Raw genomic sequence first — 13,439 nt, forward strand, 5'->3', positions numbered from 1 at the left:
TTGGCGGGCTCTGGCGGGAGCTGCGAGGCGACTGGGTGAATGGGGAGCCCTCGCCACTCGGGGCGCTCGAATCGAGCGAATTCCTCCAGCGGACGCCGCGCATCCTTCGCGGTCGCAGGCCGCGCCCTGGGCTCGCTGGCGATCAGGTGCATCGCATGGGCGCTCAACTCTTGCGGAACGCGCCCTTGCGTCACCTTGAAGGGAGAGGGCGGTGGCATCACTCCTCCGAGCGGGGGCCGCTTCTTGCTGCTCTCGGGTGAGGGGTCCGTCAGCACGTCGTAGAGATTGGCTCCGAGCGCGAAAATGTCGTCGGTCGCCTTGAAGGGGTAACGCGCCTCGGGGTTGTGACGGTTGGCCGTCCAGAAACTCACGGCCTCCGGGCTCCGGTTGCGAGGTGTCCCGGGAGGCAATGGGGCATCCGTCAGCTCCTCGGCGGTGGTGTAGTCCGCCGCACCAAAGTCGATGAGCACCGGTTCCCCGTCCTGGGAGACCATGATGTTCCGCAAGCTCAAGTCCCGGTGGAGGACACCCCGCCCGTGCAGGTGCTCCAATGCGTCGAACAGCTTCAGGAACAGGACGGCCACTTCATGCGGCGTTGGGTGGGTTCGCTCCACCCATTGCCCCAGCGTGTAGCCGTCCACGAAATCGAGGACGATGTAGAGAAAGCCTGAGCGAGGCTCTGGCCAACGGCCATGTGCCCACATGCGGATGATGTGGCGGTGATGGAGTTGCTGGAGACAGGCCACCTCGCGCTTCGCGCGTGCGTCCGTCTGTCTCGGGTCTCCACTCTGCTCACGGTGGCAGGCCAGCTTGAGCGCGAAGCGTTGCCCGTCCTTCTCCACTTCGTAGACAACCCCGTAGGCGCCGCTGCCGATGCGCCGCACGATGCGCCAGCCGTCCACCCACTGGCCGGGCTTGAGATCCCTTGGGTCCACTTGAGCCACCCTCTCCACCTTCACGCCAGACACCTCTCGCCTGTTGCTACAGCAGCACCCGGGAGAAGGACAGACAGCGGCTTCCGGCGGCGTCACACAGCCTCAACGCATGCGGCGCCCTCAGCCATTCTTGCGGCTTACGCACTGGCATTTCCACCTCGACAGCCACGCTCACCTCCTCCCCTGGGAGAATGGTGGCCCGTCTGGCGAGCACCGCACGGGCGCGGCGTGGCACCCCTCCAGAGTCGGGCGTGACTTCGGCCCACGCGGGCGCCCAAGGCGCCGCCCCGCCGTTGCTCACTTCGAAGACAAACACGGTCCACGTGGATGCCCCGAGCGCCCTGCACCGGGTGGGGAGAAACTCTCCCGGCGCATCGAAGCATGACTCCTTGAAATTCCTAGTCCTCATGCCTTCTTTGTCCACGAACTCCGCGAGCGCCACGGCGGCCGGACTCACTGTCAGCGAGCGGGCCCTCAACGCCTCCAATTCCTGGCGCTGCGTCTCGCAGCGCTCGCGTGTGACGGACAGTTCCACACGGCACGCCTCCACGGTTTGTGGCGGGCGGCTTACGTTGACCACGGTGTCCGCTTCACCGGCTCGCCCCGTGAGCAGGAACACGGCACTGGAAGGGGAACCTTCGCGGTAGGTGAACCGGAGCGCCAGCCGTTCCGTGGGAGCCAGTGGCGCCCTGAGCGCAAGCGTGATGCCCTGATCGGATGGATCCACCCGCGCGAATCGGGCGCGGTCTTCCACCTCGACGGACTCGCGGAGGATCGGCGCGTCCAAGAGGATGAAAGTGAAGGTGCCAGGCGCGAGATAAAGCAAGGGAGACTCGCCCGCTTTGCCCGTGAGCACGATGGAGCGCGGAGCCGGGCCTTCTACGGGCGCGGCCTGTGCCGCAGCAGGAAGGCCCATCAGCAAAGCGGCAAGTGCGATGGGAACGATGCAGGGTTGGAGCAAAGCGGGGGGACCTCCCAGGTAACCCCCAGACTAGCAGACCCGAGAGGGTGGTGGCGTTTGAGTCCCATTCATTCCGGTTGGCAAACCTCGGGCCTTCCGGGCCTGTTCTGCTTGCAAAGGTAGCCTTTCATACAGGGATGAGGATCTTGCGAATTGCAAGGGACTCTGCACACCCATGCATCGCAGATCAGCCCCGCACTGCAGGGAGGGTAGCCTTCACCACACCGCTCAACGCATTCCAGCCACACTTTGCCGGGGCGCGTCGAGTCGTGGCTCACTTGGCACTCACCGGCTCTGGGACAAGGATTCTGTTGGCAATCAGGTCCGTAGACTTCCGCGCACGCTGAGGCGCCTTCGGCACCATGAATGCAACGCTGCCCTGGCGGGCATCCTTTGGCCTTGCATGTGGGCAGGCACAGTGGCTCTGGCTCCGTGTCCGCGCAGAAAAAGCCCTCCGGGCACACCGTCGCATTTTCCTTCCGGCAGGGCTGAGCGCACCACCCCTCTTTTGAGCCGCAGAGAAGACCGGGGGCGCAGGCTGCTTCCCGGGTTTCTGGCAGCGCGATGCAGTGCTCGCCTTCTTTCCTCACGCCCGTGGGAATGCAGAGCCTTACCAAGGGGCCGCCGCCCGAAGAAGCGATGGGACGGCAGCTCTGGTCTTCGGGACACTCGGTGTCCTGGGTGCATTGGCTGTCGATGCAGTACTGCCGTCTCGCGCGGGCTTCCATGACGCAGCCAAGGGGAGGCTCACACTCCGAGCTGAGCCCGCAGTCGCTACGGTATGTCGTCAGCCTCATGCGGGCTTCGGCGGTGAGGACCGGGCTGACGCGGTTGCTGCCGGCTCCTCCTTCACGCAAGCCGGGCAGCAGCCCACCGCTCAGCAAGAAGACGAGTGGCAGCGGCAGCAACAGGCTCACGAGGATGGCCAGTGCTGCACGCCCATTCACTTGCACTCCTCGATGCATTCCCCGCGAGCCACTGACGGTATCAAAGGCAAGGAGCAAGGTGCCACGTCATAGGAGGCATGGTGCGCCGGTGGTGCGGAACGCGGCGAGGGGAGCTTCCCGCCCCAGCGCCTCGGAGGAAAATCCCGAGGCGTGGGGAGGGGTTACGGCGAGTGGGCCCTCCCGGATTCGAACCGGGGACCAATCGGTTATGAGCCGACAGCTCTAACCGCTGAGCTAAGGGCCCTTCACAAACAACGCGCTGCGACGCGGAAGGAGTATCCCTCAGTCCGTGCCGCTGACAAGAGGTGAGGCGGCCCCCAGCCCGGTAGGGCTCAGGTCTGCACGCGGAAGTGTTCTCCGCTCCGCTTCACCTGGACGCCCTCGGCCTTCAACCGCCGGGCCTGCTCAGGGGCCACCGCGGGCGCCAGCGTCCTATCCGAGCGGATGACCCGCCACCAGGGCACCCCCTCCAATGTCTTCAGCTCCCGGCCCACCCCGCGCGCCGCCCCGGGCTTGCCCGCGTAGAGGGCCACCTGCGCGTACGAGCGCACCTGGCCCCGGGGAATGGCGCGTACCGCGCGCCGCACGGCTTCGGAGAAGGGGAGGGGAGGCGTCACGGGCACCGCCGGACTCTAGAAATGACGAAGCCCCCGGTCCATGAGGACGCGGGGGCTTCTGTCATTTCAACCGGTCTGGCTCAGCTCTCCACGAAGGAGCGCAAGCGCTTGGAGCGGCTCGGGTGGCGCAGCTTGCGCAGCGCCTTGGCTTCAATCTGACGGATGCGCTCACGCGTCACCTCGAAGTCCTGGCCCACCTCTTCCAGCGTGTGGTCGCTCTTCTCGCCGATGCCGAAGCGCATGCGCAGCACCTTCTCCTCGCGCGGCGTCAGCGTGGCCAGCACCTTGCGGGTCTGCTCCGCCAGGTTCATGTTGATGACCGCGTCGGCCGGCGACACCAGGCTCTTGTCCTCGATGAAGTCGCCCAGGTGGCTGTCCTCTTCCTCGCCAATGGGCGTCTCCAGGGAGATGGGCTCCTTGGCGATCTTCAGGACCTTGCGCACCTTGTCGAGCGGCAGCTCCATCTTCTCGGCGATCTCCTCGGGCGTCGGCTCGCGGCCAATCTCCTGCACGAGGTAGCGGCTGGTGCGGATGAGCTTGTTGATGGTCTCGATCATGTGCACCGGGATGCGGATGGTGCGTGCCTGGTCCGCGATGGCGCGGGTGATGGCCTGGCGGATCCACCACGTGGCGTACGTCGAGAACTTGTAGCCGCGCTTGTACTCGAACTTGTCCACCGCCTTCATCAGGCCGATGTTGCCCTCCTGGATGAGGTCCAGGAACTGCAGGCCGCGGTTCGTGTACTTCTTCGCGATGGACACCACGAGGCGCAGGTTCGCCTCCACCAGCTCGCTCTTGGCGCGCTCGGCGCGGCGCTCACCCAGGCGGATGGCGTCGTAGTTGCGGCGCAGCGCGTCCACGGGGAGGTTGGCCTCCTCCTCCACGCGCTTGATCTTCCGCACCGCGGTGCGCACGTCGCGGTCCAGCGCCTCGAGCTGCTCCGGGGTGAAGTTCAGCTGCTTCTGGAGCTTCTTGGCCGTGTTCGGGTTGTCGCGCGACTCCTTGAGCTGCGGGCGCAGCTCCTTCATGGAGACGCCGTTGCGCCGCTCCAGGTCGCGCAGCTCCTCCTCGGCCTTGTCCACCCGCTCGATGAGCTGCTTGAGGTTGAGGACGATGCGGTCCACCTGCTTCTTGTTGAGGCGCATCTCCTCCAGGACCTCCATCATCTTGGTCCGAAGGTCCTTCACCTCCTGCTTCACTTCCTTCTTCTTCACATCGGTGAGCTTCTTCTTGCCGGAGAGGTCCTCCTCCAGCACCTCGCAGTCCTTGGCGAACTTGCGGAAGCGCTCGATCTGCTTGTTGATCTGCTCGATCTTGTTGAGCTCGCTCTGCGCCAGCTGCTGGGGCTGCTCACCCTCGACGCCCTCCTCGGGGGCCTCCTCGGCGCCCTCGGCCTGGGCCTCCTCGGGCGCGTCCTTGATGACGTCGCGCACGCGCAGCTTGCCCGTCTTGAGCTTGTTGCCGATGTCGAGGATGTCCGCCACCGCCACCCGGCAGGCCAGCATGGCGCGCAGCACTTCCTTCTCGCCGTCCTCGATGCGCTTGGCGATCTCCACTTCGCCCTCGCGCGTGAGCAGGCTCACGCTGCCCATCTTGCGCAGGTACAGGCGCACCGGGTCGTTCGACTTGCCACCCGGCTCATCGTCCTCGTCGTCGTCGTCGGCGTCGGCGTCCTGCTTGCTCTCCTCCTCGACGGCCACGGTGGGCTTGATCTCGTTGGACTGAGCGGCCTTCTGCGCGTCGACGATCTCGATGTCGTTGTCGCCGAACATGCTCATCACGTCGTCGATCTGATCCGACGACACGATGTCCGCGGGCAGCGCGTCATTCACCTCGTCATAGGTGAGGAAGCCCTTCTCTCGCCCCGCGGCCAGCAGGTCCTTGACTTCCTTGCGCTCGGCGATCGCCTCCTCCTCGACTTCGTCCTCGACGGCGTCGGGGTCCACCTCGACGGCGGCGGCGGCTTCCTCCGCGGCTTCCTCGGGATCGATGTCGTCGGCGGAGGCCTCGGTGACGGCCTTGCGCTTCTTGAGCTTCTCGAGGGCCTTCTCGGTGGCCTCTGCGCTCGCAAGCTCCTCAGCGGCCGCAGCCGCCTTGGCGCCCTTTGCCGCGACACTCTCCGGAGCCTTCTTCTTGCGGATCACCGGATCCACCTTCTTCTTGGGCTTCACGGACCCCTTCGAGGGCTTCTGCGTCGGCATTCGGGTACTTCTCCTTAGAAAACAGGTGCTTGGCCTGGAGCGAGCCGGCCGATCTATCGCAAATTGCAGGATACTTACAAACGCGAACTCAAACCGGTTGCATTGGGGCCTTTGTTCCCGTAGGCGCGGGGCGGAGCTCGTCGAGGACGCGTTTCTTCAAGGCCAGCAACTCCACGCGCTCGGTAAGCAACCGGCGCGTCTCCTCGGTCAAGTCGTAGGCTCCCGGAGCCTGCTTCGTGGCTTTCTCTATATAGCCAAGCTGCTCGTCGATGCGCCGCAGCATCAGCTTGCGGCAGACCGCGAGGAAGGCCCCCTCCAGAGGGGCGCCTGCCTCGGGCAGCTGCCGCAGGGCGGCCTCCAGGGCCTTTTTCACGGTCTCCGGCGCCTCGAACAGGGCGTCCTCGGCGCCCTGCCCGGAGGTGGCGTGGGCCAGCACCATGCGCAGCCCCGGGTGGGACAAGTCATCACACGCCCGGAAGGTGTCCCGGGCCACCAGCCGGGGCTCCCGGAGGGCGGCGGCAACGTAGAAGGACTCCAGGGCGTCCGGCGGGCGGACGGGAGGGCTCCGGGGGGCCACCGGGGCAGGCCTGGCCGGGGAGGGGGCAGGCTTCGGGGGCGCTTTGAAGCGCAGGGCCCCCTCCAGGTCTCCCACCGGGAGGCTGAAGTGCGCGGCCACCGCGTTGAGGAAGGCCGAGCGCACCAGCCCCGGAGGAATCTGGGCCGTCATCGGCTTGAGCCGCTCGATGGCCGCCATCTTTTCCTCGAAGCTCGCCTGCGCCCCCTGGGGAAGGACGCTGGTGAAGAGGTGGCCCGTCAGGGGCTGTGCCTCCTGGATCAGCCGCTCCACGCCCTCCACCCCTTCCCGGCGCGCGAAGGTGTCCGGATCATCCCCTTGCGGCAGCAGCGCCACCCGGGTGGACGCCCCCGCGGCCACCAGGGGGCCGGCCAGCCGCTCGACGGCATTCAGGCCCGCCTGGTCGCCGTCCAGCAGCAGCACCAGCTCCCGCGCCTCGCCCCGGTGCAGCGCCTGCAGGTGGCCGGGGGTGAGCGCCGTGGAGCACAGGGCCACGGCATGGCGGACGCCCACCTGGTGCAGGCCGATGCAGTCGAAGTAGCCCTCCACCAGGATGGCGGACTTGCGCCGGCGAATCTCGTCGCGGGCCTGGTCCATGCCGTACAGCGTGTCGCTCTTGTTGTAGAGCCGGGACTCCTTCGAGTTGAGGTACTTGGGCCCCTCGTCGGCGCCCACCAGCCGGCCGCCGAAGCCGATGGGGCGGCCCTCGGGGGCCCGGATGGGCACCATGAGGCGGCTGCGGAAGAAGTCGTAGTACCCGTCGGCGTTCGAGCGTTGCTGGACGAGCCCCGCCTTCACGCCCCACTCCACCATGCCCGCCCGGGTGAGCTTGTCGGCCAGGAGGCTCCAGGCGTTGGCCGCCCACCCCAGGCCGAACGCCTGGGCGGTCTCCTCGGAGACGCCGCGGTTGGCCAGGTACGCCCGGGCCGCGCGGCCCTCGTCCTGCCAGAGCAGGGCGCGGAAGTGCTCGGCCGCCAGGTCCGTGACTTCCTTGAGCTGCTGGCGCTCCCGGGCCGTGGGGTCCTGCGCCGCCTCGATGTCCACGCCCACTTCGCGGGCCAGGTCCTTCACCGCCTCGATGAAGGGCTTGCCCAGGTAGCGCTGGACGAACGACACGGCATCCCCGCTCGCCCGGCACCCGTGGCAGAAGTAAAAGCGCTTCTCCGGGATGACGTAGAAGGAGGGGGTCTTCTCCTGGTGGAACGGGCAGCGGCCCTTGTACTCCCGCCCGGACTTCTTGAGTTCCACGTAGCGGGAGATGAGACCGGCCAGGTCCACCCGGTCGATGATTTCTTCGAGTTTGTGCTCAGGGATGTTCACGGCGCCCGTCCCTCGGCTCCGCCTTGCCCGGACCGCGCTGTCCAGGGCTTGGAAGGAGAGCAGGAGAGCATGCCGGAGCCGTCCGACGTTCCAGGGCGGCTCCCGGGGCTCCGGGCACCCGTCCAGCAAGGGCGCGCTTCACGCCTGGGAAGTAGGATGGGCAAGGGCAGGCTCCCGCCCGCCGGGGAGCGCCGGCAGGCGCCCGTGACGGGTTCAGGAATAGCCCTTAACGGTGGGCTGGCGGGAGGGCAAGCTTCCGGCCAGCTTCCGGGAAACGCGGCCGGATCAGGCCAGCTTGGCCAGCTGGGCCTTCACTTCCTCGGAGACGGCCTTGCCCTCGGCGCGGCCCTGCACCTTGGGGTTCACCTGCTTCATCACCGCGCCCATGTCCTTGGGGCCCTTGGCGCCCACGGCGGTGATGGCCGCCTGCACCTCGGCGGTCAGCTCCTCGGCGGTGAGCTGCTGGGGCAGGTACTTCTGGAGGACGGAGATCTCCGCCTCTTCCTTCTCGGCCAGGTCGGCCCGTCCACCGGACTTGAACTGGTCGATGGAGTCGCGGCGCTGCTTGATGAGCCCGGCGATGACCTTCTCGATGCCCGCGTCATCCAGGGCCGAGGCTCCCGGCTCCACTTCCTTGTACTTCACGGCGCTCTTGAGCATCCGCAGGACGCTCGTGGACAGCTCGTTCTTGGCCCGCATCGCGTCCTTCAGGTCCGCGTCGAGGCGCTCTTTGAGGGTGGCCATGGGTGCTCTTTCTGCGTGGGGAAGGGGAGGGGACGGCAGCGGGGGGAAGAGCCGGGGCACCGCGACGGGGCGCCCCAGCCCTTCGGGGGCACGCTAGAACGACTTGCGCGCCTTCTTCACCGCGCGCTTCTTGGCGGCGAGGGCCTTCTTCTTGCGCTTGACGGAAGGCTTCTCGTAGTGCTCGCGCTTGCGGATCTCGGAGAGGATTCCCGCCTTCTCGGTGGCCTTCTTGAAGCGCTTCAGGGCGCTCTCAATGGACTCACCCTCCTTGACTCGGATACCGGGCAATGCAGTCACCTCCTTCCGCCGTGGCTTGTAAATGTCGTGAAAAGGGGTGCGGATATGGCCCAGGGGCACGGAAAACGCAAGGACGCAGGGGGTAAAAAGGAGGTGCGGAATTGACTAGAGTGCGCCCCGCGTGAGTTCCGCCCTCCTCGTTCTCCTGCTGCTCTCGGCCGATCCGCGTGGGGGCGTGGGGGCCACCGCCTGCTGGATGTCCTGTCAGCGCCACGTCCAGGACCCGGCCCTGCGCGCCTCGCTCTGTCAGGCCTGTATCACCCAGGGCCGCCCCGAGGGCTGGCTGGTGGCGCTCGGGCACCTGCGGCCCGTGCCCCGCGAGCCCCTGCGCTCGGCGCTCACGGATGAGCAGTGGCGGGTGCGCTGGGCGGCCGTGCGGCTCACCGCGAAGACACGGGGCGCCTCCGAGCCCCGCGCCCTGGCGGACTGGGTCCTGGCGGCGCAAGGCGAGGCGGAGCTGGCCGCATGCCTCACGGCCGTCCGGATCTCCGCCGAGGCGGGGCGCCCTCCCGCCGCCTTTCTCCAGAAGGCCGGAGAGCGGGGCGCCGCGGCGGCCGAGCGGATCCGGGCTCGCCAGGAGGCCCTCCGGGAAGCCCTGACGCTGGAGCTGTACGCGGAGGACGCCACGGTGCGGGAGGAGGCGCTCTCCCATCTGGCCGTCTTCCTGGGGCTGACGCCTGCCCAGGTGGTGCTCGACGCGATGGAGGGGCGTCCCGAGTCCGCCGATGCCGCCGTGGCCTCCGCCCTGAAGGCAGCTACCGAGCGCGGGCCTTCTTCCGTGGGGCGGATGCTGCTCGATGCGGCGGTGCCGGCCAACCAAGCCCGTGTGAACCGGCTCGTGGCCCTCTACTCCCAGGAAATCCAGGTGCTTCAGGGCGAGCTCGCCTCGAGCGACCCCGTGAAGCGGCGCTCCGCGGTGTCCGCGCTGCGGCCCTATGGGCCCCTGGCGCAGCGGGAGCTGGAGCAGGCCCTGAATGATCCGGACCGGCTGGTGCGCCAGTCCGCCGCCCGGGGCATGGCCCGGGCCGAGGGGTTCTCCCTGTTCGAGGCGGCCGGACGGCGCCTGCGGACCTCCGCGCCCCTGGGGGCGCAGCTGCCCTGGCTGGAGGCGGTGGCCCGCGAGAAGTCCTGTCAGCCGGCGCTGCTCGCCGTGGCCAGCAGCCCGTCCCAGTCCCCGGCGCTCCGGGGCGAGGCCCTGGCCCTGCTCTCCGAATGTGACATGGCGCCCCGGCAGCGGCTCGACGCGGTGTCGCCGTTTCTCCGGGACCCCGAGGCGCTCGTGCGCGCCGGGGCCCTCCGCGCCCTGGGAACCGGGGGCGCCGGGGGCGCGGAGCTGACCGGCATCCTGACCGCGGGCATGGAGGACCCCGCCCCGGAAGTCGTCGCGGCGGCCATCGAGGTCTCGGCCCTCCGGCGGCAGGTGCGGTGGGGGGATGCCATCGCCAAGCGCCTCCTGGAGGGCACGCCCCTGGTGCGGCAGGCGGCCGCGAGCGCCCTGGAGCACCTGGGCCGTCCCCACCACGTCAAGGCGCTGGCCGAGTGCCTCCGCCAGGACACGGTCGCGGCCATCCGCGTCTCGGCGGCGCAGGCGCTGGGCGTGCTCGGGGGGCCGTTCGCGGTCTCCGCGCTGAGCGAGGCGGTTCAGCGCGATGGGGATACCCACGTCCAGCACGTGTCGCGCGAGGCCCTGCGGAGGCTCGGCTTTCAGCGGTGAGGCCTGCCCGGGGGGCGCGGACGGGCGAGGCTCACGGGCCGCTGACGGCCTTGGCGTCCACCCGGTTCCGGCCCGCGCGCTTGGCGCGGTAGAGGTACTTGTCCGCCGAGGCGAGCAGGTCCTCCGGCTGCGCGAAGTCCGAGTCCAGCAGCGTCGCCACGCCCAGGCTGATGCTCACCTTGATGGGGGTGCCGCTGAAGATGAAGTCGCTGCGGTCCACCGCCTGCCGGCACCGCTCGGCGCACGAGAGCGCCTGCTCCTCGGCCGACTCGCGCAGCATCAGGGCGAACTCCTCGCCGCCGTAGCGCGCCAGCAGGTCCTCGGTCCGCACCGTGTCCCCCACGCGCTGGGCGATGCGCGCCAGCACGTAGTCTCCGGCCGGGTGGCCGTACACGTCGTTGATCTTCTTGAAGTGGTCCACGTCGAACATCACCAGGGACAGGGCCACCCGGTGGCGCAGGCAGTAGGCGAACTCCTTGCGCAAGGTCTCCGTGAAGTACTTCTTATTGTAGAGCCGCGTCAGGCCGTCCCGCGTGGCGGACTCGTAGATGCTGCGCTGGTACTGCTCCTCCAATTGGTCCTGGATGGAGAACTTGAGGACGGTGTTGGAGCCGATCTGGATCTTGTCCCCGTCGTAGAGCGGGGCGGTGTTCACCCTCAGGCCGTTGAGGTAGGTGCCGTTGGTGCTGCCCAGGTCCATGAGCTGGAAGCGGCCATCGCCCAGGGCGACCACCTTCGCGTGCTTGCGCGAGATGCCGTCGTCTTCCACCTGGAACTGGGCTTCCGTGCTCCGGCCGAGCACCGTCTCGGAGCGGTCCAGCTTGAACATCCGCCCGATGCCCGCCGCGGACTTCGCACTGATGACGATCAGATAGGCGCTCTGCTGCTGAGCGCTGCTCAGCAGGTCCGAGACGGAATGGACGGCTGTTTTCTCATCGGACATCGCCCCCCCATCTTAAGGGCCGGTATTTCTGGGCGGCAAGCTCACGCACGTCCGATCTCGGGGAGGGGGGGCGAATTCTCAAGACGTGCGAGTTTTGACCCGTTCCTTCCGGATCTTGGGAAAAGCGGCGGGCGCCTGCCACGGCGTCAGCTCGCCCGCCAGCGGCGTCTGGATGGCCCGGGCGATGGCCTGGGGTGTGCGGTGGTAAACGATCGTCTGCATCAGCTTCACCACCGCGGCCGACGGCGTCATGTCCCCGCCGCTGATGGCCCCCTGCTCGCGGGCGGCGGCCCCCGACTCGTACAGGGTGAGGTTCACCCCGTTGCGGTAGGCCTGGCTGACCACCACCACGGGGATGCCCTGCTGGCGCGCCTCGGTGAACAGGGGCAGCAGGGAGCGGCCCAGCGCCTTGTCGATGGGGAAGTTGCCCGCCCCGTACGCCTCCAGCACCAGCCCCCGGATGTGGGGCAGCAGCGCCAGGGGCAGGGCCGGATCCAACCCCGGGAACACCTTGAGCAGAAAGACGCGCGGATCCAACCGCTCGAACAGGCGCGGGGCGCCGAGGGGGCGCAGGCCCGGCTCGAAGGTGGCCTCCACCCCCAGGGTGCCCAGCACCGGGAAGTTGGGGCTCTCGAAGGCGTCGTACTCGGAGACCTTCACCTTCCGGGTGCGGTTGCCCCGGTAGAGGTGGGAGTCGAAGCAGATGGTCACCTCGCGCGGCCCGTGCAGCGCCGAGAGCACCGCGTCGATGAGGTTCAGGCGCGCATCGCTGCGGATTTCCCCCAGGGGGCGCTGGGAGCCGGTGAGCACCACCGGGCAGGGCAAGTCCCTCAGCATGAAGGACAGGGCGCTGGCGGTGTAGGCAAGCGTATCCGTGCCGTGGGTCACCACCACGCCATCGAAGGCGGGCATGCGCGCGTGCAGGTGCGCGGCCATGCGGCTCCAGAGCTCCGGCTGCATCTCCGAGCTGTCCAGGTTGGAGAACAGCTCCAGCTCGATGTCGGCGAGCCGGAAGAGCTCCGGGGCACGCTGCTTCAACGTCCGGAAGAAGGCCGAGGGGCGCAAGGCCGAGGGCTGCCCGCCGGCCATCCCCAGTGTTCCCCCGGTATGCAGCAGAAGGACTTTGGGCATGGGCCACCCCTCACTGACAAAGCCCGCCTTGCTTTACAAGCCTTGCGCGCATGGCTAAGACCGCCGCGTGCCCCTCATCTGTTGTTGGAAGCGAGTCGTCCCCCTGATCGCCGCCGTGGCGTTCACCGGCCTGGCGTGCACCAAGAACCCCGAGGCCGCCGCCGACAAAGGCCCGGCCTCCGCCCGGCCCACCCCGGCCGCGCCCCCTGCCGCTCCGCCCGCGGCGCCCCCCGTGGGGGGGGCCTCGGCGCTCGCGGGGATTCCCGGCATGGATTTCTCGGCGCTGCCCCCGTCCGCCCAGGCGGAGCTGGCCACCATCTTCAGCGACGAGTTCTGCTACTGCGGCTGCCCGCACACCCTGGGGGCCTGCCTGCGGCAGCACACGGACTGCCGGCACGCCAAGCGCATGGCCCGGCTGGCCGCCCGGAGCGTGTCCGCGGGCGTGTCCGCGGCCGAGGTCATCGTGGGGCTGTCCAGCTACTACGGCACCTTCCGCGAGGCCCGCGCGAACCTGAAGGTGGACGCGCGCATGTGCAAGGGCCCGGAGAACGCCCCGGTGACGGTGGCGGAGTTCGCCGACTTCGAGTGTCCTTCCTGCGGCCACGCCAGCCCCCTGCTCAAGGAGTTCGCCCAGAAGGGGGGGGACAAGGTGCGCCTGTGCTTCCTGCCGTTCCCGCTGCCCAGCCACCCCAACGCGCTGCCCGCGGCCCAGGCGGCCCTGTGGGCGCGCGACCAGGGCAAGTTCTGGGAGATGCACGATGCGCTCTTCGGCCAGCAGCAGAACCTCTCCCCCGCGGCGCTGCCCGCGCTGGCCGACAAGATTGGCCTGTCCGGCGCGAAGCTGCAGGAGGTGCTCAAGGTGGGCACCTACCTGAATGAGGTGGAGACCTTCCGCACCCAGGGCCGTGCCGCCAACATCTCGGGCACCCCGGCGGTCTTCTTCAACGGCCGCCCGTACCCGGGCGCGCTGGCGCTCGATCCGGAGCTGCTCGCCCACAGCCTGGAGGACGAGCTGGAGTGGCGTTCCAACAACAACGCGTGGGCCGCGGACTGAC

The 13,439-nt window shown here is 68.6% G+C and carries 11 protein-coding genes and 1 tRNA gene; 2 read left to right on the plus strand and 10 right to left on the minus strand.

Going from position 1 to position 13,439, the window contains the following annotated elements; all coding sequences use genetic code 11:
* The 8 genes from KY661_RS12555 to rpsU form a co-directional block, all read right to left on the minus strand.
* Positions 1-959: serine/threonine-protein kinase (locus tag KY661_RS12555; RefSeq protein WP_225410443.1), on the minus strand; the 959-nt coding region annotated here is incomplete at its 3' end.
* 22 nt (positions 960-981) lie between these two features.
* The gene (locus tag KY661_RS12560; RefSeq protein WP_225410444.1) at positions 982-1,896 is read right to left on the minus strand and encodes a DUF2381 family protein; all 915 of its coding nucleotides are present in this window, start codon (positions 1,894-1,896) and stop codon (positions 982-984) included.
* 1,118 nt (positions 1,897-3,014) lie between these two features.
* A tRNA-Ile gene (locus KY661_RS12565) sits at positions 3,015-3,087 on the minus strand.
* Positions 3,088-3,175: 88 nt separating this feature from the next.
* Positions 3,176-3,460, minus strand: coding sequence for an MGMT family protein (locus tag KY661_RS12570; RefSeq protein ID WP_225410445.1), 285 nt, complete (start codon positions 3,458-3,460; stop codon positions 3,176-3,178).
* 80 nt (positions 3,461-3,540) lie between these two features.
* On the minus strand, positions 3,541-5,661 hold the full coding sequence (gene rpoD / locus KY661_RS12575) for an RNA polymerase sigma factor RpoD (protein ID WP_075007283.1): 2,121 nt from the start codon (positions 5,659-5,661) through the stop codon (positions 3,541-3,543).
* Between the two features lie 88 nt (positions 5,662-5,749).
* Positions 5,750-7,555 carry a DNA primase gene (dnaG, locus tag KY661_RS12580; RefSeq protein ID WP_225410446.1) on the minus strand — a complete coding sequence of 602 codons (1,806 nt, stop codon included), beginning with the start codon at positions 7,553-7,555 and terminating at the stop codon, positions 5,750-5,752.
* Positions 7,556-7,840: 285 nt separating this feature from the next.
* Complete coding sequence (locus KY661_RS12585) at positions 7,841-8,299, minus strand: GatB/YqeY domain-containing protein (protein WP_225410447.1); 459 nt, start codon at positions 8,297-8,299, stop codon at positions 7,841-7,843.
* A gap of 93 nt (positions 8,300-8,392) precedes the next feature.
* On the minus strand, positions 8,393-8,587 hold the full coding sequence (rpsU, locus tag KY661_RS12590) for a 30S ribosomal protein S21 (RefSeq protein ID WP_002614080.1): 195 nt from the start codon (positions 8,585-8,587) through the stop codon (positions 8,393-8,395).
* Between the two features lie 130 nt (positions 8,588-8,717).
* On the opposite strand from rpsU, the gene KY661_RS12595 reads away from it, so the two are divergent.
* A complete protein-coding gene (locus tag KY661_RS12595; protein WP_225410448.1) occupies positions 8,718-10,310 on the plus strand; it encodes a HEAT repeat domain-containing protein in 1,593 nt (530 codons plus the stop codon).
* 31 nt (positions 10,311-10,341) lie between these two features.
* On the opposite strand, the gene KY661_RS12600 is transcribed toward KY661_RS12595, so the two are convergent.
* Positions 10,342-11,253 carry a GGDEF domain-containing protein gene (locus KY661_RS12600; protein ID WP_075007279.1) on the minus strand — a complete coding sequence of 304 codons (912 nt, stop codon included), beginning with the start codon at positions 11,251-11,253 and terminating at the stop codon, positions 10,342-10,344.
* Positions 11,254-11,331: 78 nt separating this feature from the next.
* Entirely contained in the window at positions 11,332-12,384 is a 1,053-nt protein-coding gene (locus KY661_RS12605) for an asparaginase (RefSeq protein WP_225410449.1), read from the minus strand.
* 67 nt (positions 12,385-12,451) lie between these two features.
* Here KY661_RS12605 and KY661_RS12610 point away from each other — a divergent pair, with 67 nt between their 5' ends.
* Positions 12,452-13,438: a DsbA family protein gene (locus KY661_RS12610; RefSeq protein WP_225410450.1), complete on the plus strand. Its 987-nt coding sequence runs from the start codon at positions 12,452-12,454 to the stop codon at positions 13,436-13,438.
* Position 13,439 lies beyond the last annotated feature (1 nt).

It is taken from the genome of Allostigmatella hybrida (assembly GCF_020103775.1).
Taxonomy (GTDB): domain Bacteria; phylum Myxococcota; class Myxococcia; order Myxococcales; family Myxococcaceae; genus Hyalangium; species Hyalangium aurantiaca.